A 23,902-nucleotide genomic window follows, 5' to 3' on the forward strand; every position below is an offset into this window, starting at 1 on the left:
TTTCTTGTTATGGAATGGCGATCAGCCTACTGCATTGCCCGGTTTATGCAATGCGACCTGCGCTTAGCCCAGACGTAGATAGAAGGCATGCTCGGCGCGCAGAGCCTCGGCCAGGTTCGCGGCCTGACGGAAACCGTGGCGTTCTTCTGCGAACAGGTAATATTCAACCGGCAAACCGCGCTTACGCAGCGCCTCGACCATGCTTTCGGTCTGGCTCGGCACCACCACGGAATCCAGCGCGCCCTGGAAAAAAATCACCGGTACCTTGATCCGCTCGGCCTGCAACAAGGGCGTGCGCTCTCGGTAGCGCTCGGCATCTTGCTCGGGGTCGCCGATCAGCCAGTCGAGATAATCCGCCTCGAACTTGTGGGTCAGCCGACGTAGCGCCAACGGGTCGCTGACGCCATAGAGACTGGCGCCGCCACGCAGTTGCGGCAACTCGACCAGTGCACGTAGCGCGCTGAAGCCGCCCGCGCTGCCACCGCGTACGAATACGCGCTGCGGATCGATACGGCCATTACTGGCGAGCGAGTCGATGGCAGCGCGAATATCTTCCACTTCCAGCTCGCCCCACTGCCGTGCCAGACGCAGACGATAGGCACGCCCATAACCACTGCTGCCGCGATAGTTGAGATCGAGCACGGCGTAGCCACGTAGCGTCCAGAAAGCGATACGCGGATCGAACACCGGGTAGCAGGCCGAGGTCGGGCCGCCGTGCAGGAAGATCACCAGCGGTGGGCGCTCTGCGGACGACACGGGGGCGTAGAAAAAGCCGTGACAATGTTCGCCCTCACCCACCGTGCAGCTGAATGGCTGAGGCAGTGATAGCTGTGCTTCAGCCAGCGGCTGCTCACCGCCTGCCAGCACCTGCAATGCGCCATCGCTGCGGCGAATGGAGAGCACCGCCGGCAGACGATCAGGAGCGGCAGCGATGCAGCAGAAATGCTCGTTGTCGGCAGCCAGACTACGGAAACGCGTAAACCCTTCGGCCAACTGTCTCTCTACGTAGGGTGTCGCGAGGCCGCACAGGCTATGCGCACCGCTGATTCCGACAGCGGCATCGGTGCGCACGGCGCACCCTACGAGGCGGGCTATTCCCTCCTCGAAACGGGTCAGCAACAGTTCACCGTTTTCCAGCGGCAGAAAGGTTCGACTGCCCAGTTGCCAGGGCGCCGGCGCGTGATCATAGGGCGCGGCGTGCAGCGTTGTGTCGCCATCGACGCACTCGGGTTGCCACCAACCAGCCTTGTCGCTCAACACCCACAACCGGCCTTGGGCATCGAAGCGCGGCTGCTGCAGGGATCGATCTCCCGCCTCACCCGACAACACCCGGCTACGCTCGCCGGACTCGCGCTGACACAGACGCGTGGCGACCCAGGGTTGATGCGGACGATCCCACTCGATCCAAGCCAGACGCTGGCCGCTGGGGTCGGCTACCGGCGCCGCATAGAAATCGGCACCCTCCACCAGAACATCGCGCTTACCGGTAAGGCCGATGCGCACCAGACGATGCACCACCGCGCCGCCCTCATGGCTTTCCTCCACCGCCAGCAATGCCTGCCAGGCGGGTACGAATGCCAGGTCGCCATAGCGGCAGTGGGACTGACTGGTGAGCAGGTAGGGTGCGCCGTGCGCACCGCCGTCCAAGCCGATATCGATGCAATAGACCTGCTGATCACGCTCATTGACGAACGCCACGCCCTGCTCCGTGGCGCAGCAGGCGCCGCCACCGTACTCATAGACACGGCTACGCACGGAGAAGCCTGGCGGCGTCAGTTCACTGACGACACCGTCACGACAGAAGAACAGCCCACAACGCGCCAGAGCAGGGTCGAACGCCACCCATAGCACGCCGCCGTGGGCAGCGTGCAGCTCGGCGAAGTCGGCGCTGGCCACGGCAGCCTGCTCGGCACTCCAGATCGCGTCGGGATCGGTCAGGCCTTGCATATGATTCGTGAGGCCTTCTCGTTGCGGTATTGCAGTGCGTCCATGCCCAGCGGAGCGTCGTCAGCCTGCTGGCGTGCCGCGAGAATCACGCCATGGTGCGCCGACTTGCCGCACACCGGGTCGGCGTTGCTGGCATCTCCAGTGAGCATGAAAGCCTGGCAGCGACAGCCGCCGAAATCCTTGTGCTTCTCGTCGCATGAACGACAGGGCTCGGGCATCCAGTCGTCGCCGCGGAAGCGGTTGAAGCCGAAGGAGTGGCGCCAGATGTGCTCCAGGCTGTGCTCGCGCACATTGGGGAACTGCACCGGCAATTGCCGCGCACTGTGGCAAGGCAACGCCGTGCCGTCCGGGGTGATATCGAGGAACAGGTTGCCCCAGCCGTTCATGCAGGCCTTGGGGCGCTCCTCATAGTAATCCGGGGTGACGAAGATCAGCTTGCACGGGTGGTTCTCAGCCGCCAGTTTGTCGCGCCACTGATTGGTGATGCGCTCGGCGCGCTCCAGCTGTGAACGGGTTGGCAGCAATCCAGCGCGGTTGAGCTCGGCCCAGCCGTAGAACTGGCAGGTGGCGAGCTCGACGAAGTCCGCCTCCAGCTCCAGGCACAGTTCGATGATGCGCTCGATGTTGTCGATGTTGTGCCGGTGGGTGACGAAGTTGAGCACCATCGGGTAGCCGTGGGCCTTGACCGCGCGGGCCATGGCCAGCTTCTGCGCGAAGGCCTTCTTCGAGCCGGCCAGCAGGTTGTTCACCTCCTCGTCGGCGGCTTGGAAGCTGATCTGGATATGATCGAGCCCAGCCTCGTCGAACTCGGCGATACGCGCTTCGGTCAAGCCAATGCCGGAAGTGATCAGGTTGGTGTAGTAACCCAGGCCGCGCGCAGCCGCGATCAGCTCGGCCAGATCCTGACGCACCAGCGGCTCGCCGCCGGAAAAGCCCAGCTGCGCCGCGCCCAGCTCACGCGCCTGACGGAATACCTCGATCCATTCGGCGGTCGACAGCTCAGCGCCCTGCTGGGCGAAATCCAGCGGGTTGGAGCAGTACGGACACTGCAGCGGGCAGCGGTAGGTCAGCTCGGCCAACAACCAAAGGGGTGGACCAACCTGTACACCCGGCTTAGCGAAGCTCGATCCAGAACTGAGCATGGGCCACCTCCATGAAGGCGAGGATGTCTTCGTCGATACCGGGCACATCGGGGAAGCGCTGGTGCAGATTGTCGATGATCTCGGCCACCGAACGCTTGCCATCGACCTGCTGGAGAATCTCGCCCGCACTGTCGTTGAGCTTGATCATGCCTTCCGGATAGAGCAGCACATGGCAGCCTTGTGCCGGTTCGAACTGCAGACGAAAGCCGCGGCGGATGGCGGGTACGCTGGGCGGGAGGATGACAGCAGTCATTGTTCGGGCTCCTGACTGGTGCGTGCGGCGCACCCTATAAAGAACTCGGCCGTAGGGTGAGCCGTGCGCACCGCTCGCTCGATACTCATAAGGCTATACCCCGATGCCAAACGCGCTCATTGGTCACGGTGTGATAGGGCGGGCGTTGCAGCTCGTAGGCCATGCTCATGGCATCGAGCATGCTCCACAGGATGTCCAGCTTGAACTGCAGGATCTGCAGCATGCGTTCCTGCGCTTCGCGCGTGCGGTAGTGTTCGAGGGTGATGCGCAGGCCGTGTTCGACATCGCGGCGCGCTTCTTTCAGACGCTTGCGGAAGTAGTCGTAGCCAGTGGCATCGATCCAGGGGTAATGCTGCGGCCAGGCATCCAGGCGCGACTGGTGGATCTGCGGGGCGAACAGCTCGGTCAGCGAACTGCTGGCCGCTTCCTGCCAGCTCGCACGGCGAGCAAAGTTGACGTAAGCATCAACAGCAAAGCGCACGCCGGGCAGCACCAGTTCCTGCGACAGCACCTGCTGGCGGTCGAGGCCGACCGACTCGGCCAGACGCAACCAGGCCTCGATACCGCCCTCCTCGCCAGGTGCGCCATCGTGGTCGAGAATGCGCTGAATCCACTCGCGGCGGGTTTCGCGATCCGGGCAATTGGCGAGGATCGCCGCATCTTTCAGTGGAATGTTGACCTGGTAGTAGAAACGATTGGCCACCCAGCCCTGGATCTGCTCGCGAGTGGCGCGCCCTTCGTACATGGCGCGGTGGAACGGGTGATGGATGTGATACAGCGCGCCCTTGGCGCGCAGCGCCTGCTCGAATTCGGCAGGTGTCATGGCAGCTTGGCTCATCAGTACTCCCCGGTGCGCACAGACTACAAAACGATGCTCATGCCATCGAACGCGACCTCGATGCCGTGGGCGTCCAGTTCGGTGCGCTCGGGCGAGTCCAGGTCGAGAATCGGGTTGGTGTTGTTGATATGGATCAGGATCTTGCGCGCGGACGGCAGGCCGTCGAGCACCTCGATCATGCCGCCAGGACCGCTCTGGCACAGGTGGCCCATCTCGCTGCCGAGCTTGTCGCCCACCTCGCACACGCGCATCTCATCGTCGCGCCACAGCGTGCCATCGACCAGCAGGCAGTCCGCGCGGCGCATCCAGCTCAGCAACTGCTCGTCCACCTGGCCCAGGCCTGGCGCGTAGAACAGGCTGCGGCCGCTGCGACGGTCCTCGATGAACAGGCCGATGTTGTCACCCGGATGCGGATTGCCACGGTGCGGCGAATATGGCGGCGCACTACTGCGCAGGGCGATGGCGGTAATGCCCAGCGCCGGACAGGCAGGAATGCTGAAGGGTTTTGCATCCAGCTCGATCAACTGGTGCTGCAGGCCGCCATTCCAGTGGCTGAGCATGTTGAACAGCGGAAAGCCGGTGGTCAGGTCCTGATGCACCATCTCGGTACACCAGACCTCATGCGGGCAGCCTTCGCGCAAGGTCAGCAGACCGGTGCAATGGTCGATCTGGCTATCGAGCAGGACGATGCCGGCGATGGCGGTGTCGCGCAGCTTGCGCGCTGGTTGCAGCGCCGGAAAGGCCTCGATCTGCGCACGGATGTCAGGCGAGGCATTGCACAGAATCCACTGCTCGCCATCGTCGGAGATGGCGATGGACGATTGCGTGCGCGGCTGCGCCCGCAGGGTGCCGGCCCGCACGCCACGGCAGTTGCGGCAGTTGCAGTTCCACTGGGGAAAGCCGCCGCCAGCAGCGGAACCGAGAATCTGGATATGCATGGAAGTCACCAGCGGGATGCCCCGGACGAGCCGGGGCCAGGAGCGATCAGCGGTTGGCGAAATACATGGTCACTTCGAAGCCAATGCGCAGATCGGTGTAGGCGGGTTTAGTCCACATGGTGCGGTCCTCTTGTTATGAAGCCGGGGCATTCCGGCAACCCCATTAAGCCCCCGCCAGGCAAGAGGCCAAATGGTACTTTGGGATGAATCGGCACTGGCATTGGTAGGTGGCGCTATCAGTAGGCATGCCTCGCACCTGGAAGGTTCCGGTTATCGCCTGAGCTGAAACATGCGCCAATAAAAAACGCGGCCGAAGCCGCGTCGCGATAAGGATCTGCTGCCGTTCAGGCCCATGGCTGCCTGCAGATCCACCCGGGTAGGGTTGTTCGCCTGGCAAGAGGCGGCGCGCCGGAGCGAGCACGCCACCTTTGGTACATAGCCGGCTCACGATCTTGCGAGCTAGGGACCTACAAGGCAGAAGCAGGTGAGGAACGGTCGGAGTCGCGGGCGACTGTACTTTTGTCCGCATGACTCGCTTCGCTCGCCCCTCCGGGGCCGCACTGAAGTGCGTTGGCCGCAAGCGGCCTGCCGAGCCTGCTTCTAACGCAGTAGGGCCGACGCGCAGCAGATCGTGTGCTGGCGATCAGAAGAAGCCGAGAGGATTGATGTCATAGCTCACCAGCAGGTTCTTGGTCTGCTGGTAGTGGTCGAGCATCATCTTGTGGGTTTCACGGCCGACACCGGACTTCTTGTAACCACCGAAGGCGGCATGCGCCGGGTACAGGTGGTAGCAGTTGGTCCATACGCGGCCAGCCTTGATCGCGCGGCCCATGCGGTAGGCGACGTTCATGTCGCGGCTCCACACGCCGGCGCCCAGGCCGAACTCGGTATCGTTGGCGATGGCCAGGGCTTCGGCTTCGTCCTTGAAGGTGGTCACACCGATCACTGGGCCGAAGATTTCTTCCTGGAACACGCGCATCTTGTTGGTGCCCTTGAGCAGGGTCGGCTGGATGTAATAACCACTGGCAAGATCGCCTTGCAGTTGCTCGGCCGCACCGCCGGTGAGCACCTGAGCGCCTTCCTGCTGAGCGATTTCGAGGTAGCTGAGGATCTTGTCGTACTGCTGCTGCGAAGCCTGGGCGCCGACCATGGTGTCGGTGTCCAGCGGATTGCCGCGCTTGATCTGTTTGACCTTCTTCATCACCTCGACCATGAAGGCGTCGTAGATCGACTCCTGCACCAGCGCACGCGACGGGCAGGTGCACACTTCGCCCTGGTTGAAGAAGCCCAGTACCAGGCCTTCGGCAGCCTTCTCGATGAAGGCTGGCTCGGCGTTCATGATGTCGGCGAAGAAGATGTTCGGCGATTTGCCGCCCAGCTCGACGGTGCTCGGGATGATGTTCTCGGCCGCGCATTTCATGATGTGCGAACCGACCGGGGTGGAGCCGGTAAAGGCGATCTTGGCGATGCGCTTGCTGGTGGCTAGCGCTTCACCTGCCTCGCGACCGAAACCCTGGACGATGTTGAGTACGCCTGGCGGCAGCAGGTCGCCGATGATTTCCACCAGCAGGGTGATCGACAACGGCGTCTGCTCGGCCGGCTTGAGCACGATGGCGTTGCCGGCGGCCAGGGCCGGCGCCAGCTTCCAGGCGGCCATCAGCAGCGGGAAGTTCCACGGGATGATCTGTCCAACCACACCCAGCGGTTCGTGGAAGTGATAGGCCACGGTGCCGTCGTTGATCTCCGCAGTGCTACCCTCCTGGGCGCGGATGCAACCGGCGAAGTAGCGGAAGTGGTCGGCAGCCAGCGGCACGTCGGCATTCAGCGTCTCACGCACGGCCTTGCCGTTGTCCCAGGTTTCGGCCACGGCCAGCAGCTCGAGGTTGGCTTCGATGCGGTCGGCGATCTTCAGCAGGATGTGCGAACGCTCCTGCACGCTGGTGCGGCCCCAAGCATCGGCGGCGGCATGTGCGGCATCCAGCGCCTTGTCGACATCAGCGGCGTTGGAGCGAGGAAATTCGCCGATCACCGAGCCATCGACCGGGCTGGTGTTGCTGAAGTACTGGCCGCTGAGCGGGGCGACAAACTCACCGCCGATGTAGTTGCCGTAGCGCGGCTTGAGGGTGACGACGGCGCCTGCGGTACCCGGTTTCGCGTAAATCATGATGCTGACCTCTCTTGTTGTCGGAGCCCGCTGCCAATCGGGGAAGCGAGTCATGGTTCGATCTTAGGAAGCCTCTGAAAACCTCGGTATGCGCCCATGGCACAGATCGCCTAGTCATTTGGTAGTAGAGCGGCGAGCGGTCTGGGCCGGGCTTTTGGCAGCGAGGTACGGGCCATGAAAGCTAAAGGCTAGACCCGTTCGCCTGGTCTTGCGTTCCCCGGTACGAAAATTCGCCCGTGGTATTTAGAAGCAGCCAGTAGCGCGCCGACAGAGCCCGGAAACGACGATGGCCGGACAGTGTCCGGCCATCGTCTGATGCATCAGCCCATCAGTGCTTGGCCACCAGCTCCTTCGGCAGCTTGAAAGTCCACAGCATGCCGCCCTGGTTCAGGTGCTTGACACGCTTGGCAACTTCGCCGCCCCACAGAGGTACCGCACCACCCCAGCCGGACAACACGGAGACGTACTGCTCGCCATCCATTTCCCAGGTCACGGGCGAGCCGATCACGCCCGAGCCGGTCTGGAATTCCCAGACTTTCTCGCCGGTCTTGGCATTGAACGCCTGCAGGTAGCCTTCCGGGTTGCCGGTGAACACCAGGTTGCCCTTGGTGGTCAGCACCCCGCCCCACAGCGGCGCGTAGTTCTTGTGGCGCCACACTTCCTTGCCGGTCTTCGGGTCGATGGCGCGCAGCACACCGATGTAGTCCTCGTTCAGCGGCTTGATGGTGAAGCCGGCCCCCAGGTAGGCCGCGCCCTTCTTGTAGGCGATGTCCTCGTTCCAGATGTCCATGCCCCATTCGTTGGACGGCACATAGAACAGGCCGGTGTCCTGGCTGTAGGCCATGGGCATCCAGTTCTTGGCGCCGAGGAAGGCCGGTGCGGAGAACACGCTCGTGCCCTTCTCCTTCGCACTCGGCGAGCCGGGACGGTTGCTGTCGTCGTAGATCGGCCGGCCATTCTTGTCCAGGCCCTTGGCCCAGGTGATCTTGTCGACGAAGGGGAAGCCACGGATGAACTTGCCGTTGGTGCGGTCGAGCACGTAGAAGAAGCCGTTACGGTCGGCGGTCGCAGCTGCCTTGATGGTCTTGCCGCCTTCCTGATAGTCGAAGGAGATCAGCTCGTTGACGCCGTCGAAGTCCCAGCCGTCGTGCGGCGTGGTCTGGAAGTGCCACTTGATGCTGCCGTCATCCGGATTCAGTGCCAGGCGCGAGGAGGAATAGAGGTTGTCGCCAGGGCGCAGGTGCGAGTTCCACGGTGCCGGGTTGCCGGTACCGAAAAACAGCAGGTTGGTGTCGGCATCGTAATAGCCGCCCAACCAGGGCGCGGCGCCGCCAGTCTTCCACAGGTCGCCCGGCCAGGTCTTGCCAGCCTCGCCGCCACTAATGCCGTTCTCGATGGCCTTGCCATCCTTGTAGACGTAGCCCATGTGACCTTCGACGGTCGGGCGACTCCAGAGCAACTCACCGTTCTTCGGATCGTAGGCTTCGATCTTGCCGACCACGCCGAACTCACCACCGGAGACGCCAGTGATCAGCTTGCCGTTGACCACCAGCGGCGCCGCGGTGATGGAGTACCCCGCCTTGTGATCGGCGACGTTTTTGCGCCATACCACCTTGCCGGTGTCCTTGTTCAGCGCCACCAGCTTGGCGTCGAGGGTGCCGAAGATTACCAGGTCGTCATACAGGGCGACGCCCCGGTTGATCACGTCGCAGCAGGGACGGATATCGTCCGGCAGGCGCGCTTCGTACTGCCACAGCTCACGCCCGGTGCGCGCATCGACGGCGAACACCCGCGAGTAGGAAGCGGTGACGTACATCACTCCGTCCTTGATCAGCGGCTGCGCCTGCTGACCACGCTGCTTCTCGCCACCGAAGGACATGGTCCAGACCGGGCGCAGTTCCTTGACGTTCTGCTCGTTGAGTATGCTCAGCGGGCTGTAGCGCTGGCCCTGCAGGCCGAGACCGTTGGTGACGATCTGGTCGGTGGTGGTGGCGTCCTTGAGAATCTCGGCGTCGGTGACCGCCAGCGCGGCGGCGGACGGCAACAGCATGGCGGCACAGAGTGCGGTGAGGAGGAAAGGCTGGCGAAGACCGGCGTGTTTCATTGCGGCTACCTCTGCGGGTTCATTGTTATTGCCGGGAAATTTTCCCGGTCTGCCGCAAATTCTTGGCTCGCACAGGCCACCCAACAATTGCACCCCCAGCCGATTTTCCTCGTTCCTTGGTAGCAATACCTGCCGTACCCGCCCCTGGACAGATCGCCGCAAGTAGCAACCAGGCGCCACCAAAAGCCCATGGTGCAGGAATGACGCGGCCCGTAGAAAGGCACCTCCCAACCATAAGGAGAATGCCCATGGGACGCGTACTGCTCGCACTGCTACTGGCCGCGTTGCTTGGCCAGGCGCAGGCCGAAAGCCTGAAGATTGGCCTCAACTATCCGCGAACCGGCAACTACAAGGATGAAGGCCTGGAACTGCGCCGCGGCGCCCTGCTCGCCGTCGAGGCGATCAACCGGCAAGGGGGCCTGCTCGGCCAGCCGCTGGAGCTGCTCAGCGAGAACACCGACTCCGATGCGGCCCAGGCCACACGCAACGTCGACCACTTCGCCAGCCAGGGTGCACGCATGGTCTTTGGCGGCGCCACCAGCGAAGAGGCCATCGCCGCTGGGCAACGGGCCCGCGAGTTGGGTCTGCTGTATTTCGCCACCCTCGGTTACGCCAACGAAGTCACCGGCCAGGCCGGCCAGCGCTACCTGTTTCGCGAATCCGGCAGCGCCTGGATGAGTGCGCGGGTGCTCGGCGAGTACCTGTCCTGGCATCTGCCGCGCCAGCGTTATCACTACATCGTCATCGACGATGCCTGGGGTCGCAGCATCGAGCAGACCCTGCGCCTGGCCACCGGCAGCGCTGACCGTGCCCGTCATGGCCGCAGCGCCCTGCCCCCCGGCCCGTTGCGCCGCGAGCAATACCGCGCCGCCATGGACAAGGCTGCGGCGAGCGGTGCCGACGTGCTGGTACTGGCACTACTCGGCGACAACCTGCAACGCAGCATGCGCATGGCTCACAACATGGGCCTGAAGCAGCGCATGCAGATCATCGTGCCGAACCTGACCAAGAGCCTGGTCCAGCAGGTTGGCCCGCAGGTGATGGAAGACGTGATCGGCACCGAAACCTGGACCTGGGACACCCCGAAACTGGAAAACAGCGAGGCCGGCCAACGCTTCGTCGAACGCTATCTGCGCGAGCATCAGGAGTATCCGGGCGGAACCGCGGCCTCTGCCTACACCGTCGTCCAGCAATGGGCCGATGCAGTCAGCCGCAGCGCCAGCACCGACGCCGAAACCCTGATCGCCGCACTCGAAGGCCACCGCTACCAGTTGCTCAAGGACGAGCAGCAATGGCGCGACTTCGACCATCAGAATCTGCAGAGCATCTACGCCGTGCGCGTGCGCAAGCGTGACCAGATCATGCGTGACACCCTCAAGCAACATTACTTCGAGATCATCCACCGCATGAGCGGCGAACAGGCCGCGCCCAGCCATGACGAATGGGTCCAGGAGCGCGGCGAAGTGCTCAGTCTGCAGTGAGCTCCGTCACCAAGCAGGCTTTACAGGCTCCACGATGATTGCGGCGGCCCCGCCTTTGCCCGACACTTGGCCGCCCGCACATTCTGACCGGAGACGCCCGTGCCCCACCCTCGCCAGGAAATTCTCAACCATCCCGATGCACTGGACTGCACTGTCTATCGCCCCGACGAACAGGACCCGGATGCCGAAGAGCAGGATCTGGGCGACGGCAAGGTGCTGATCACCGGTGCCTTCGAGCCGCCGCAGGATTGGGATGCGCACCAGCGCGAGGATTACTACGGCGAAGAAGACCCCACCCACTTCGTCACAGCCCATATCGAATGCCTGGCCAAGCCGGCGACTCGGGATTTCTTCATGCCCGAGAGCGGTGATTATGTGGCCGTGCAGTCCGGCCTGGGCGAAGTGGTGATGTATTACGTCTACGACCACGAAGAGACCGAGCAAGGTCGCCATTACGTGCTGATTCGTGACGATGAAGAGCTGTAGCCCCAGACGTAATGTGGGAGGCGCTTCAGCGGCGACACTTTTATACGCAAGTCGCGGCTAAAGCCCCTCCCACAGGAGCAGCCTGTAGCCCGGATGAAATCCGGGGATAGCGAGCATATTTCCCCCGGATTTCATCCGGGCTACGAAGCTGCTGCTCCTGCAGAAGCCCGCTTTGCCAGCGATAAAGCCAACCGGCCAACTCCATCGCCCGTAAGCGGGCTCCTACGGGTTGGTATCCACGCGCCCCATGGCGTTGCGCTCGTAGCGCGGGTACAGGTGGCTGACGCTGCGGATCAGCTCATAGCGCGACAGGTCGACCTGGGCGAAGCGCTCGGGGATCGGTGCGCGGATCAGCTCGTTCATCTCCGCGCCCTGCTCCGCCCCCTGGCGCAGCAGACCATCGAGCCACCCCAGATAATCACGCATCTGCACGAACGGCGCCGCATTAGTGGTCACCGGGCCGTGGCCGGGCACGATCTGCTTCCATGGCAGTGCTTCGAGTCGATCCAGATCAGCCAGCCATACATCCAACCCAGGACTGTTCGGCGTAGTCAGCGCACGCTGGTAGAACAGGATATCGCCGGCGAACAGCACGCCCGTGCGCTCATCGAGGATCGCCAGGTCGGCGCCGGTATGCCCCCGTAGCGCCAGCAGTTGCAGGCGCTTGCCGCCAATTTCCAGCGTGCCTTCCTGCACCTCCTCGGTGGGCAACACCACTTCGGTGCCGCGCATCCAGTCGCCGACCAGGCGGTACATGTTCTCCGCCATGGCATCGCCCTGTTCGGCCAGCAACCGGGTGGTTTCAGGTAGCGCCGCGATGGGCACCCCGGCGAAAGCCTGGTTGCCCAGCACATGATCCGGATGATGGTGAGTCAGCAATATGCGCACCACCGGCTTGCCGGTGGCTTTCTCGATGCTCTGGCGCAGCGCCTCGCCGTAGCGACGCGACGGACCGGTGTCGATCACCACCACACCGTCCGCGGTTTCGATGAAACCGATGTTGACGATATTGCCGCCGTTTTCCGCCGCAAAATTATCGGTACTACCTTCCAGCAGCCAGACGCCCTCGGCGATCAGCCGGGGTTGCAGGTGGTAGTCGAGCGCCTGGGCCAGGCTGGCGAACAGGCAGGTCAGCAGTAGCACCCAACGCATGGAGGCCTCCTAGATGGGATTGGTGCGCACACGGCGCACGCTACGGGTCGCGGTGTTCAGAACGCGGCCTGGAATTCGTTGCCGTTGTTGTCGCGCAGCCAGACTTCGGCCTGCCGGTCGTCGCGCAGGTCGAAGGTCAGCGTCGGGTTCTCGCTGACCGCGGGGAACAACTCGATGCGCCCCAGCACCTGGCCATCGGTATCGCGCAGCTCGGCTTCTTCGATGTAGAACTCGGGAATGCCACCGACCAGGCCGTTGTCCATCGGGTGCGACACCTGCAGGCGCAGGCGGCTGTCCTCACCGCGTACGAAGCGCTTGCCCAGCACCTGGCCCAGGCGCTCCTCCCAGCCGGCCTCGGCGCGCACCACGCTGGGCGCAGTACAGCCACCACCCGCTGCTTCGACGCGGGCCGAGCCGATATGCCAGACACCATCGTCGGTGAGCACTGCCGCGCGAATCGGCGTGGCCTGCTCGACGCGGATGCGAATGGCCAGACTCGGCTCCAGATGCTCGCCGGGAGCGAAGTCGAGAATACGCGGGATCGGATTGAGCTCGGCCCAGGCCAGAATGCGCTTGACCTTGCCGCGGTAGGCACTGGCGTCGATCTGGATCGGTACCTGGCGCGCATCCTCGGCGAATGGAGGCACCTCGAGGCGAACCTTGTCGTCGAAGACGAAGGCCTCACCGTTGAGCAGGCGCTGGTGGTAGTAATCCCACATCACCGAGGTAACCGGATCGGGCGCGGCGGCCCGCGCTTCCCAGGCCCAGGCAAACAGGGCCAGCAACATCAGGCTACGCCAATCCATCGCCCACCTCCGGCTCGACTCTTATTGGTATTGTTCTGGCTTCTCGTAGCGCAGCCCGTAGCGCGCGTACAGGCGCTCGAGTGAGCCGTCGAGGATCATGTTTTCCAGCTGTTCTTCCAGGGCATAGGCCAATTGCCGATTGGTTTCGTGTACCGCCATGCCGATTTCCCAGATCTGCCGGCCCATGTCCGGGTAGGCGTTCTCCGCGAGCGCCAGTTGCGGGTCATCGGCCTCGTGCACCAGCCAGTCCACCTCGCCACGCAGCGCCATCACCGCATCCACTTCACCACCCTGCATGGCCGCAAAGGCCAGCTTCGGCGTCGGGTAATGACGGGTTTCCTGGCTGAGCATGCCGCCCTGCACCGAACTCAGGTAGAACGAGGGCACGCTCTCGACTTCGACGCCGACTGGATGCTGGCGCAACGCAACGATGCTCGGCACCTCGGGCAGACGCCGACGATCGAAAGCCAGTTGCCAGCGCTCACGCTGATAGGGGCCGAACATCACCACGCGTTCGTTGACCAGCTCGCCCAGCTCATTGCGCATCTGCGCGTAGTCGCGGTCGTAGGGCACACGCAACATCACATCGGCCAACTGCCCCTGCGCGGTCACCCGGCCACGCCAGATGTAGTCGCGCAGGTCGTCGTCGAGCTTTTCGCCTGGCGGCGCCCACATCACTTCAAGCTTCAGCCCAAGCCCTTCGGCCAGCGCCTTGGCCAGCTCGTAGTCGACGCCACGCGGCTGACCATCCTGCTCGTAACTGTACGGCGGGAAGTTCTGGTACAGCGCTACGCGCAGGGTGCCCGACTCGGTGATGCGGTCGAAGTCACGCACCTGCGCGTGAGCCGTACCCAGGCAAAGCAACAGGCCACACAGGAGGATCAGCTGGCGCATGACGCGAGCGCTTATGAAGAAATCGTCGCGAGCGATGGCAGGTCGCGCTGGGCCTGCGCGCAGCAAGCGGAATGTATTGGCATACATGAGCATTGCGAGCACCGCCGAAGCGCGAGATGCCGAGCGCAGCAGACTTATCATCAAGCGCTACTCCTCGACGTGCACGCTCTCCAGATAGGTACGCACCGCCCACAGTGCTTCCTGGCTCAGGTAATCGGCCATTTTCGGCATGTACACACGCCCATCGCGCACCGCGCCGTTGATCACCCGCTCCTTGAACCATTCATCGCCGCTGGCACCGAGCTCCAGCAGGCGCAGGTCCGGAGCAATACCGCCGGACTTGGCTTCCAGGCCATGGCAGGCTGCGCAGTTCTGGTTGTAGGCCGAGGAGCCAATCTCGATGGCGCGCGGGTTGTCGCGATAGGGGTTCTCTTCCAGCCATTCCTCACCCAGCGGCTCCAGGCCGTCGGTGTTCACTGCCTGCGGTACCACATCGCCGTGCGCCCAGAGGTTGGTCGACGCGGCGAGCAGCAGCAACGCCAGGGTGGATTGGATCTTCTTGTTCATGGCTAGGACCTCATCTAATGCACGCAAGACAGCCCGTTCAGAGCTTGTGGCGACCATCTTAGAAAGGCCGTGCAACGCGCCGAATGCTGCTTTGGTGGTCGCGCTCTAGTCCCTTGGTAGTAGGGCTTGTGAGGGAGTGTCAGCGATGCCTTGGCAGCAAGGCCAAGTCATGGGCCGGCCGGGAAATCCTCCCGGCAAAGACGGGAGTTTTTCCGTAGGCGCAAAGGTGGCCGGGTACCACCATCGGCTTGCCTCTGCAGGGCATTCCCGGAACCACGTTCTTGCGGTGTCACTGCAGCGACCTACCACCTCCAATGGGAAGCACAACGATGACAACAAGAAACCTACCCAGCACCCCACGCCCTCTGGCGCTTGCCCTGATGCTGGCTGGCGGCCTGGCGCTGAGCCAGGGCGCGGTCGCCAAACCGGTCACCTGGGAAGACATCGCCAACGACCACACCACCACCAGCAACGTACTGCAGTACGGCATGGGCACCAACGCCCAGCGCTGGAGCCCGCTGGCCCAGGTGAACGCCGACAACGTGTTCAAGCTGACCCCGGCCTGGAGCTATTCCTTCGGTGACGAGAAGCAGCGCGGCCAGGAGTCCCAGGCCATCATCCACGACGGCGTGGTCTACGTGACCGGCTCCTACTCGCGCGTCTTCGCCCTAGACGCCAAGACCGGCAAGCGCCTGTGGACCTACAGCCACCGCCTGCCCGACGACATCCGCCCGTGCTGCGACGTGGTCAACCGCGGCGCCGCCATCTATGGCGACAAGATCTACTTCGGCACCCTCGACGCCCGCGTCGTGGCGCTGAACAAGGACACCGGCAAGGTGGTCTGGAACAAGAAATTCGGCGATCACTCCGCCGGCTACACCATGACCGGCGCGCCGACCATCGTGAAGGACGGCAAGAGCGGCAAGGTGCTGCTGATCCATGGCAGCTCCGGTGACGAGTTCGGCGTGGTCGGCCGCCTGTTCGCCCGCGACCCGGACACCGGCGAAGAAGTCTGGATGCGCCCCTTCGTCGAAGGCCACATGGGCCGCCTGAACGGCAAGGACAGCACCCCGACCGGCGACATCAAGGCGCCGAGCTGGCCGGACGATCCCAACCACCCGACCGGCAAGAAGGAAGCCTGGAGCCAGGGCGGCGGTGCCCCGTGGCAGAGCGCCAGTTTCGATGCCGAAACCAACACCATCATCATCGGCGCCGGCAACCCGGCCCCATGGAACGGCTGGGCACGCACCGCAGACGGCGGCAATCCCAAGGATTACGACAGCCTGTACACCTCCGGCCAGGTTGGCGTCGACCCGACCACCGGCGAAGTGAAGTGGTTCTACCAGCACACCCCGAACGATGCCTGGGACTTCTCCGGCAACAACGAGCTGGTGCTGTTCGACTACAAGGACAAGGACGGCAAGGTCACCAAGGCCACCGCCCACGCTGACCGCAACGGCTTCTTCTACGTAGTCGACCGCGCCAACGGCAAGCTGAAGAACGCCTTCCCCTTCGTCGACAAGATCACCTGGGCCAGCCACATCGATCTGGAAACCGGTCGCCCGGTCGAGAACGAAGGCCAGCGCCCGCCGAAACCCAAGGCCGGCGAAACCAAGGGGCAAGTGGTCGAAGTCTCCCCGCCCTTCCTCGGCGGCAAGAACTGGAACCCGATGGCCTACAGCCAGGACACCGGCCTGTTCTACGTGCCGGCCAACCACTGGAAGGAGGACTACTGGGCCGAAGAGGCGCACTACAAGAAGGGTTCCGCCTACCTGGGCATGGGTTTCCGTATCAAGCGACTGTATGACGACCACGTCGGCATCCTGCGCGCCATGAACCCCACCACCGGCAAGGTCGCCTGGGAACACAAGGAGCGTCTGCCGCTATGGGCCGGCGTACTGGCCACCAAGGGCAACCTGGTGTTCACCGGCACCGGCGACGGCTACTTCAAGGCCTTCGACGCCAAGAACGGCAAGGAGCTGTGGAAGTTCCAGGTCGGTACCGGAATCATCTCCCCGCCCATCACCTGGGAACAGGACGGTGAGCAGTACATCGGCGTGACTGCCGGCTACGGCGGCGCCGTACCGCTGTGGGGTGGCGACATGGCCGAGTTGACCAAGCCGGTCGCCCAAGGTGGTTCCTTCTGGGTGTTCAAGCTGCCGAGCTGGGATAACGCCAGCGCCAAGCGCTAAAGGCTGAACGCATGGCGCACCTGGTGCGCCATGCACGCTACCTGTGGGAGGGGCTTTAGCCGCGACTGCCTCACCCATCATCCCATCCGAGGACTCGCCATGAACTACCTGCCCTTGCTTATCCCGGTCGTCCTGCTGGTACTCGGCAGCCATGCCATAGGCGCCGAAACCCAGAACGACGGCGTGCCGCAAATCAACGGCTGCCGCATAGAACCCGACAGCAAATGCCCCAACACCAACCTGCGTGGCGCTGACCTGCGCAACCTCGACATGCGCCGCATGGACCTGTCCGGTGCCGACCTTTCCGGCGCCGACCTGCGCCACGTCAACCTCGACCTGGCCAACCTGGAAAAAGCCAAACTACGCGGCGCCAACCTCACCCGTGCCAGCCTGCAACAGAGCAACCTGCGCCTGGCCGACCTGTCTGGCGCCAGCCTGGTGGCCATCAGTGGCTGGGCCCTGTTCGCCCAGGCTGCGCAATTCGAAGGCGCCGACATGCGCGCCGCCAATCTGGAGTTCGCCCGCCTCTCCGGGGCCAAGCTGCACAACGTCCAGCTGCAGGCCGCCAACCTGGAAATGACCTGGCTGAGCAAAGCCGACCTCAAGGGCGCGCAGCTCGAGGATGCCAACCTGCAGGAAGTGAAACTCAGCGGCTCCAACCTGGAGAACGCCAACCTCACCGGCGCGCGCACCCGCTTCGGCAACTTCCAGGACGCCAACATGCCCGGCTGCGTGCAATGCCCCAAGGGTTGGGACTGAGCCTAATCCCGCAAGGCCCTGATTCGTAGGGTGGGCCGGGCGGCGCTCCGCTTCAGCCCACCAACAGGCAGTGCAGCTAACGCCAATCCGCGTTCTGGCGGGTTGCACCCGCCCTACGCCGTTCAACGCTCTCCCCCGTAGGAGCGGCTGGGCGGCATTCCGTTTCAGCCGCGATACTCAAGAGCGCTTCGCGGCTAAAGCCGCTCCTACTCCCCAGGCGAGCACCAGATCCAACACCTCACACCAAAAACCTCGCTCTCCCGCCCAGCAGCAAAACAACCTGAACCATGCCCACACAGGGCAATCCCTTCTTAGGAACAGCCAGATCGAGGCGGCAGCATCCAGGCCGTCATCAGTCATTGCCCAAGAGGGATCTGCCGTGACCACTACCACTGCAACTCCACACGCCTACCCCAACATTCTCAGCCCCTTGCACGCCACCCTGCTGTGCGGCCAGGTGCCGCTGTTTCTCGGCGCCCTGATCGCCGACATCGCCTACTACCGCAGCTACCAGATCCAATGGAGCAACTTCGCCTCCTGGTTGATCGCCGGCGCCCTGGTATTCGCCGGCCTGGCGCTGCTGTTCGCCTTGGTCGGGCTATTCCGTAGACGCAACCCGCGCCCGCTCACCTACTTTCTGATGCTCCTGGTTACCTGGGTGCTGGGTTTCATCAACGCGCTGGAGCACGCCAAGGACGCCTGGGCCGTTATGCCGATGGGCCTGGCCCTGTCGGTGATCGTCACCCTGCTGGCCATCGCAGCCACCTGGGCAGGCATGGCCCAGCCACGCACAGGAGATGCCCGATGAAAACGCACCTAGCACTGACCGCCCTGCCCCTGATCCTGCTGCTGACCGCCTGCGGCGAAGAGCCCGGCAGCAACCAGCAGTTCTACGGCGCCCAGCCGGACTTACCCGACCCCGAACGCGGCATCCTGCCGAGCATGACCATCGCCGAGCCGACGCCCTGGGGCGATCAGCGACCCACCGTACCCGAAGGCTTCAGCGTTAGCGCCATCGCCACCGACCTGAAAATTCCACGGCAAACCCTGGTGCTGCCCAACGGCGACATCCTCGTCGCCGAAGGCCGTGGCGGCAACGCGGCCAAGCTCAAGCCCAAGGATGTAATCGCCGGCGTGATCAAGGCACGCGGCAACACCTCGGTGGACAGCGGCAACCGCCTGACCCTGCTGCGCGACGCCGATGGCGACGGCAGCTACGAGCTGCAGACAGTGTTCGCCGAAGACCTCAACGCGCCCTACGGCCTGGCCCTGCACGAAGGCAACCTGTACGTGGCCAACCAGGACGAGCTGGTGCGCTTCGACTACGAAGAAGGCCAAACTAAGGCCAGCGGCCCGCCGAGCAAGGTCGCCGACCTGCCATCTGAGATCAATCACCACTGGACCAAGGCGCTGACCATCAGCGAGGACGGCCGCTACCTGTACGTCGGCATTGGCTCCAACAGCAACATCACCGAACGTGGCATGGAAGCCGAAGTCGACCGCGCCCTGGTCTGGCAGGTGGACGCCGAAACCGGCGCCTACAAGCCCTACGCCACCGGCCTGCGCAACCCCACCGCACTGGCCATTCAGCCGGGCACTGGCACTTTGTGGGTGGTGGTCAACGAGCGCGACGAACTGGGCGAGGACCTGGTACCCGACTATCTCACCTCGGTGCAGGAAGGCGGCTTCTACGGCTGGCCCTACAGCTACTTCGGCCAACACGTCGACCCACGGGTGAAACCGCAGGACGAGGACAAGGTCGCCAGCGCCATCGTCCCGGACTACGCCCTCGGCGCCCACGTCGCGGCGCTGGGCCTGGACTTCTCCAGCGAAGTGATGGGCGAGCAATATGCCGACGGCGTATTTATCGGCGAGCACGGCAGCTGGAACCGCAAGAACCCGGTGGGCTACAAGGTGATCTTCGTGCCCTTCGAAAACGGCCGCCCTGCAGGCGACCCCATCGACTTCGTCACTGGCTTTCGCACCGAAGACGGCAAGACCCGCGGCCGCCCGGTGGGCGTAACGGTCGATCCGAGCGGCGCACTGATCGTGGCGGATGATCTGGCCAATACGGTTTGGCGGGTGGTGCGAGAAGGTAGCGAGTGAGGCTAAGCAAGCGGTCACACCTATCGCCTATGGCTCCCACGCTCCGCGTGGGAACCAGCCTGCGGCGCTCTGCGTCGCCTGCGAATTCAGTTGCGCCTCGCCAGTGGAGGCGGAGCGTCAAGAGCTGCATACCACGCGATAAAAGCAGCCCAGTGAGCCAACCATTGCGGCCTCAGGCACTCTCCAACCCCACCCTTACCACCCCACTATCAATCGCCAAATGCACCAGCTCCGCCTGCGAGGCGATTTGCAGTTTGTTCTTTACCAGGGTCTGGTAGTTGGACAGGGTCTTGGCGCTGATGCACAGCTTCTCGGCGATCTGCCGGGGTGGCAGGCCGCGGGCGAGCATGACGAAGATTTCGAACTCGCGCTGGGTCAGTTCGCGCAAGCGCGGGTCGAGGCCATCGCTGCTGGCGGGGTTGCAGGCCAGCTGGGTGGCCAGTTGCTGCTCGATATAGGCTTGGCCGGCGGCGGTACGTTTGACCGCTTCTACCAGCACTTCCGGTGAGGAGTTCTTGGTCAGGTAGCCGATGGCGCCAGCGTCCAGTGCCTGGCGTACCAGGGGCAGTTCGTCGTGCATGCTGAAGAACAGCACGCGCAGTTGCGGCAGGCGCTGGCGCAGGCGGCGGGTGGTTTCCAGGCCGCTGATACCGGGCAGGCCGATGTCCATGATCACCAGGTTGGGTATCTCTTCCTGCACCCGCTGCAGGGCCTGTTCGCCGTCGCAAGCCTCGCGCAGCTGCACGTCCGGCAACAGGGCGCGCAGCAGGCTCGCGTAGCCCTGGCGCACCACGGCGTGATCGTCCACCAACAATACCTTCATGGGGTTACCTCCAGAGGAATGTTCAGGCACAGCGCCCAGCCGGCTTGCGGGCGGCTATGCAGGCGCAGCTCACCGCCCAAACTGCGGCTGCGTTCGCGCATCGAGCGCAGGCCGATGCCGGGGCGCAGCGGTAAAGCAGTGCCCTGGCCGTTATCGCGTACCAACAAGCGCAGGCCCTGGCCACGGCGTTGCAGGCGAATGCGTACTTCGCTGGCCTCGGCATGGCGGGCGACATTGGTCAGCGCCTCCTGCACCAGGCGATAGAGGTGGGCCTTGCTCGCCAGCGGCAGGCTCGGCAGTTGTTCGCTCAGTTGCAGGCGGCAGCGAATGCCTTGCGCCTGTTGCCAGTCGGCGGCCAGTTGCTGCAGCGCCGGGCCAAGCTCCAGGCGCTCCAGCACCACCGGGTAGAGGTCGCGAATCAGGCTGCGAAAGCCCTGTTGTAGGCGCTCGCAGTTGTCGTCGAGCAGGCGTGCGGTGTCCTGCACCTGCTGCGGCCGGTCGGCAATTACCTTGAGCAGGCAGGCCTGAGCGCGAATACCGCTGAGGTATTGCCCGAGGTCGTCATGCAGGGTCTGACCGAGGCGCGTGCGCTCGCGCTCCTGCAGTTCCAGCAGCGCCTGGGTCAACTCGGCGTTGTCCGCCTGCACCTGTTGCAGGGTGATGGTCATCTCGTTGAAGTGCGCCGCCAGGTGCTTGGCCTCGGCCAGGCCGTGGTCGTGCAAACGCGTATCGAAGTGACCGGCGCCGACTTCGCGCAGGCCGGCAAGCAGCTCGTCCAGCACGCGCCGAGCCCGGTTTACGGCGAAGCGGATGGTGAGCAGGCTGAGGATCAGGGCGAAGGCGCTGAGCAGCAGCAGTTGCAGCAGCGAGTCCTGGATTTCCTCGATCTCGTCGTAGGGATCGAGGGCGATGCGCAGCTCCCGGCCATCCTCCAGTGGCCAGGCATCAGCCACCAGTGAGGCCGAGCCCAGCAGGCGTTCGGCGATCCAGTGCTCGATGATGCTTTCGCTCTGCTGCTCGGGCTCTTCACCCGGGCGTAGCCAGCTCACGCGAATATGCCGCAGGTTCTCGGTCAGCTCCGGGCGCAGGCTACCGGGGTTGCTGCGCGCCACTTCACCGAGGTATTCGACCACAGCTTCGGCAGCCAGCAGCTCGCGCTGCACATCGTGGCTGGCCTGGCGCAGCAGCAGCGCCAGCCCAGACAAGGTCACCAGCACGAACAGCAGGCTGACGCCAAGATTGATACGGCCCAGGGTGGTCATCTACTTGGCCGCGCTACTTGACCACGAAGTAACCGAGCATGCCCTTGCCTTCCAGGCCCTTGGCGTAGAAGCGATATTTGCCTGGCTTGACCGGCAGGAAGAAGATCTCCGCCTCACCGGCCTCTTCGAATTCCAGTTCGGTCAGGGTGACGGCCTTCACCTCAACGCCGCCTGCCTCGACCTTGCGCAGGTAGATGGAAGTGGCGAACTCCGGCGCCTGGAAGGCGTATTCCTTCTGCCCACTGGCGATGATCTTGAGCTGGTAGGCCTGGCCGGTTTCCAGTTGGTATTCGGTCTGCGACATGAAGTAGTCGCTGTCATCGTTACCCAGCACCAGGTCAGGCAATGCCACCGGGCGGCGGGTCATATCACCGGCGGCGTGCAGTTGATCGACGCCGAGCAGGCTGATGATCAGCAACAGCGGCAGCAGCAGAGCCTTGAAAATACGCATGACGTTCACCTGTTCTTGTTATTGGACGTTGCCTGCCATGCTAGAAACTAAAGGCCTGCGCCGGGTTACTACCTTGGTACTGGCGGGCTGGTACTTTGGGCAGATTTCCCGGCATGCCGCCGCGCCGCCCAGGCTCTTGCGACCGGGCGGACTACTACCTTCGTACGTGTCCGGCGCTACCTTGGGCATATTTCCCGAGACCTAAGCGCTTCCTATGCTGGCGACACCCTTTGCAGGAGTCGTCCCATGCACCGGATCAGTTGCCGCCTGTTGTTATGCCTCGCCGCCGCGTTCGGCGTAGCGGCTAGCGCCAGCGCGGACGAGCTGCAGGTGCGCATCGGCTACCTGGCACATCTGCCGCCACGCGGGCCGTTGCTGTCCAACGTCATCCCCGAACCGCTGGACGCCGGCCGCCGTGGCGCCGAGCTGGCGATCATCGACAGCAACAGCACCGGGCGCTTCCTCAAGCAGCAGTTCGAACTGCAAAGCGCCGAGAGCGAGGATGCAACCGAGCTGCTTGCCGCTGCCGAACAACAGCACCAGGCCGGCATTCGCCTGTTCGTGGTCAACGCCCCCGCCGCTACCCTACGCCAGCTCAGCGCGCGCCTGCCGGACAGCGTGCTGTTCAATGCCGGCAGCCCCGACGACGGCCTGCGCCGCGAACAGTGCCTGGACAACGTGCTGCATACCCTGCCCAGCCGCGCCATGCTGGCCGACGCCCTGGCGCAGTTCCTCGCCGTGCGCAAATGGACGCGCTGGCTGCTGATAACCGGCAGCACCGAGGACGATATCGCCTACGCCGACGCACTCAAGCGCGCCGCCAAACGCTTCGGCCACAAGATCGTCGCCGAGAAGCCGTGGAGCTTCGACAACGACCAGCGCCGTAGCGCCCAGGCGGAGATACCGCTGTTCACCCAGGCCAGCGAGTACGACGTAGTGCTGGTGGCCGACGAGCGCGGCGACTTCGGCGAATACCTGCCCTACAACACCTGGTACCCACGCCCGGTGGCCGGAACCCAGGGCCTGACCCCGACTGCCTGGCACAAGACGGTGGAAACCTTCGGCGCCGCGCAGTTGCAGAAACGCTTCGAGGAGTTGGCCGGACGCTGGATGAACGACCGCGACTTCGCTGCCTGGATGGCCGTGCGCAGCATCGCCGCCGCCGTGACCAAGCTGCGCGCCGCCGAGCCGCAGGCCATTCGCATGTTGGCGCTGTCCGCCGACCTGCCGCTGGACGGCTTCAAGGGCCGCAAGCTGAGTTTTCGCCCGTGGAATGGCGAGCTGCGCCAGCCCATCGAGCTGGTGCACCCGCGCGCGCTGGTCAGCACCTCGCCGCAGGACGGTTTTCTCCACCCCAGCAACGAGATGGACAGCCTCGGTTATGACCAGCCGGAGGTGAGCTGCGATCTGGCGGGTATATCCCTGTAGGAGAACACCTGTGGGAGGGGCTTTAGCCGCGACAGTCGCCACTAAAGCGCCTCCCACAAAAAGCGCCCAGCCGACGGCTGCAAATCATTACAACAAGAGGCTCAACCCC

22 protein-coding genes are annotated in these 23,902 nt (G+C 64.0%); 7 read left to right on the forward strand and 15 right to left on the reverse strand.

The window, feature by feature from the left end; genetic code table 11:
- Window positions 1-63: 63 nt before the first annotated feature.
- The 8 genes from EL191_RS13635 to EL191_RS13670 form a co-directional block, all read right to left on the reverse strand.
- Window positions 64-1,947: an alpha/beta hydrolase family protein gene (locus EL191_RS13635; RefSeq protein WP_041981016.1), complete on the reverse strand. Its 1,884-nt coding sequence runs from the start codon at window positions 1,945-1,947 to the stop codon at window positions 64-66.
- Window positions 1,935-3,089: a pyrroloquinoline quinone biosynthesis protein PqqE gene (pqqE, locus tag EL191_RS13640; protein WP_041981015.1), complete on the reverse strand. Its 1,155-nt coding sequence runs from the start codon at window positions 3,087-3,089 to the stop codon at window positions 1,935-1,937. Before pqqE ends, EL191_RS13635 begins: the two co-directional genes overlap by 13 nt.
- Complete coding sequence (pqqD, locus tag EL191_RS13645; RefSeq protein ID WP_013716033.1) at window positions 3,061-3,342, reverse strand: pyrroloquinoline quinone biosynthesis peptide chaperone PqqD; 282 nt, start codon at window positions 3,340-3,342, stop codon at window positions 3,061-3,063. Before pqqD ends, pqqE begins: the two co-directional genes overlap by 29 nt.
- An 85-nt stretch (window positions 3,343-3,427) precedes the next feature.
- Window positions 3,428-4,180, reverse strand: a complete 753-nt coding sequence (pqqC, locus tag EL191_RS13650) for a pyrroloquinoline-quinone synthase PqqC (RefSeq protein WP_017363274.1) — start codon at window positions 4,178-4,180, stop codon at window positions 3,428-3,430.
- A gap of 23 nt (window positions 4,181-4,203) precedes the next feature.
- Complete coding sequence (pqqB, locus tag EL191_RS13655; RefSeq protein WP_041981014.1) at window positions 4,204-5,118, reverse strand: pyrroloquinoline quinone biosynthesis protein PqqB; 915 nt, start codon at window positions 5,116-5,118, stop codon at window positions 4,204-4,206.
- A gap of 46 nt (window positions 5,119-5,164) precedes the next feature.
- Window positions 5,165-5,236: a pyrroloquinoline quinone precursor peptide PqqA gene (gene pqqA, locus EL191_RS13660; protein ID WP_003243383.1), complete on the reverse strand. Its 72-nt coding sequence runs from the start codon at window positions 5,234-5,236 to the stop codon at window positions 5,165-5,167.
- Between the two features lie 525 nt (window positions 5,237-5,761).
- Window positions 5,762-7,282, reverse strand: coding sequence for an acetaldehyde dehydrogenase ExaC (gene exaC, locus EL191_RS13665; protein ID WP_013716036.1), 1,521 nt, complete (start codon window positions 7,280-7,282; stop codon window positions 5,762-5,764).
- A gap of 328 nt (window positions 7,283-7,610) precedes the next feature.
- A complete protein-coding gene (locus tag EL191_RS13670; RefSeq protein ID WP_041981012.1) occupies window positions 7,611-9,386 on the reverse strand; it encodes a methanol/ethanol family PQQ-dependent dehydrogenase in 1,776 nt (591 codons plus the stop codon).
- A 248-nt stretch (window positions 9,387-9,634) separates the two neighbouring features.
- On the opposite strand from EL191_RS13670, the gene EL191_RS13675 reads away from it, so the two are divergent.
- On the forward strand, window positions 9,635-10,867 hold the full coding sequence (locus EL191_RS13675; protein ID WP_080764316.1) for an ABC transporter substrate-binding protein: 1,233 nt from the start codon (window positions 9,635-9,637) through the stop codon (window positions 10,865-10,867).
- Window positions 10,868-10,966: 99 nt separating this feature from the next.
- Window positions 10,967-11,353 (forward strand): hypothetical protein, encoded by a 387-nt coding sequence (locus tag EL191_RS13680; protein ID WP_013716039.1) that lies wholly within the window; start codon window positions 10,967-10,969, stop codon window positions 11,351-11,353.
- A gap of 222 nt (window positions 11,354-11,575) precedes the next feature.
- On the opposite strand, the gene EL191_RS13685 is transcribed toward EL191_RS13680, so the two are convergent.
- From EL191_RS13685 to pedF, 4 genes are all read right to left on the reverse strand, one after another.
- Window positions 11,576-12,505 carry a quinoprotein relay system zinc metallohydrolase 1 gene (locus EL191_RS13685; protein WP_041981010.1) on the reverse strand — a complete coding sequence of 310 codons (930 nt, stop codon included), beginning with the start codon at window positions 12,503-12,505 and terminating at the stop codon, window positions 11,576-11,578.
- Between the two features lie 56 nt (window positions 12,506-12,561).
- Entirely contained in the window at window positions 12,562-13,311 is a 750-nt protein-coding gene (locus tag EL191_RS13690) for a quinoprotein dehydrogenase-associated SoxYZ-like carrier (protein WP_013716041.1), read from the reverse strand.
- A 21-nt stretch (window positions 13,312-13,332) separates the two neighbouring features.
- Window positions 13,333-14,205 (reverse strand): substrate-binding periplasmic protein, encoded by an 873-nt coding sequence (locus tag EL191_RS13695; RefSeq protein WP_041981031.1) that lies wholly within the window; start codon window positions 14,203-14,205, stop codon window positions 13,333-13,335.
- 147 nt (window positions 14,206-14,352) lie between these two features.
- Window positions 14,353-14,772 (reverse strand): cytochrome c-550 PedF, encoded by a 420-nt coding sequence (gene pedF, locus EL191_RS13700; RefSeq protein ID WP_017363267.1) that lies wholly within the window; start codon window positions 14,770-14,772, stop codon window positions 14,353-14,355.
- Between the two features lie 329 nt (window positions 14,773-15,101).
- Here pedF and exaA point away from each other — a divergent pair, with 329 nt between their 5' ends.
- The 4 genes from exaA to EL191_RS13720 all read left to right on the forward strand — a co-directional run bounded on the left by exaA (window position 15,102) and on the right by EL191_RS13720 (window position 19,829).
- Window positions 15,102-16,964, forward strand: a complete 1,863-nt coding sequence (gene exaA / locus EL191_RS13705) for a quinoprotein ethanol dehydrogenase (RefSeq protein WP_017363266.1) — start codon at window positions 15,102-15,104, stop codon at window positions 16,962-16,964.
- A gap of 99 nt (window positions 16,965-17,063) precedes the next feature.
- The gene (locus tag EL191_RS13710; protein WP_041981009.1) at window positions 17,064-17,723 is read left to right on the forward strand and encodes a pentapeptide repeat-containing protein; all 660 of its coding nucleotides are present in this window, start codon (window positions 17,064-17,066) and stop codon (window positions 17,721-17,723) included.
- A gap of 379 nt (window positions 17,724-18,102) precedes the next feature.
- Window positions 18,103-18,531 (forward strand): DUF2231 domain-containing protein, encoded by a 429-nt coding sequence (locus tag EL191_RS13715; protein WP_041981008.1) that lies wholly within the window; start codon window positions 18,103-18,105, stop codon window positions 18,529-18,531.
- Window positions 18,528-19,829 (forward strand): PQQ-dependent sugar dehydrogenase, encoded by a 1,302-nt coding sequence (locus EL191_RS13720; RefSeq protein ID WP_017363263.1) that lies wholly within the window; start codon window positions 18,528-18,530, stop codon window positions 19,827-19,829. The genes EL191_RS13715 and EL191_RS13720 overlap by 4 nt, the downstream gene beginning before the upstream one ends.
- Before the next feature lie 172 nt (window positions 19,830-20,001).
- Here EL191_RS13720 and EL191_RS13725 read toward each other — a convergent pair whose 3' ends face one another.
- The 3 genes from EL191_RS13725 to EL191_RS13735 are packed head-to-tail and all read right to left on the reverse strand — an operon-like array spanning window position 20,002 to window position 22,365.
- On the reverse strand, window positions 20,002-20,652 hold the full coding sequence (locus EL191_RS13725) for a response regulator (RefSeq protein WP_041981007.1): 651 nt from the start codon (window positions 20,650-20,652) through the stop codon (window positions 20,002-20,004).
- On the reverse strand, window positions 20,649-21,914 hold the full coding sequence (locus EL191_RS13730; RefSeq protein WP_041981006.1) for a HAMP domain-containing sensor histidine kinase: 1,266 nt from the start codon (window positions 21,912-21,914) through the stop codon (window positions 20,649-20,651). Before EL191_RS13730 ends, EL191_RS13725 begins: the two co-directional genes overlap by 4 nt.
- Before the next feature lie 13 nt (window positions 21,915-21,927).
- Window positions 21,928-22,365 (reverse strand): cupredoxin domain-containing protein, encoded by a 438-nt coding sequence (locus EL191_RS13735; protein ID WP_013716050.1) that lies wholly within the window; start codon window positions 22,363-22,365, stop codon window positions 21,928-21,930.
- Window positions 22,366-22,611: 246 nt separating this feature from the next.
- Between EL191_RS13735 and EL191_RS13740 the strand changes: the two genes are divergently transcribed.
- Complete coding sequence (locus EL191_RS13740; protein WP_041981005.1) at window positions 22,612-23,793, forward strand: ABC transporter substrate-binding protein; 1,182 nt, start codon at window positions 22,612-22,614, stop codon at window positions 23,791-23,793.
- Window positions 23,794-23,902 lie beyond the last annotated feature (109 nt).

The sequence above is a fragment of the Pseudomonas mendocina genome (genome assembly GCF_900636545.1).
Classification (GTDB): domain Bacteria; phylum Pseudomonadota; class Gammaproteobacteria; order Pseudomonadales; family Pseudomonadaceae; genus Aquipseudomonas; species Aquipseudomonas mendocina.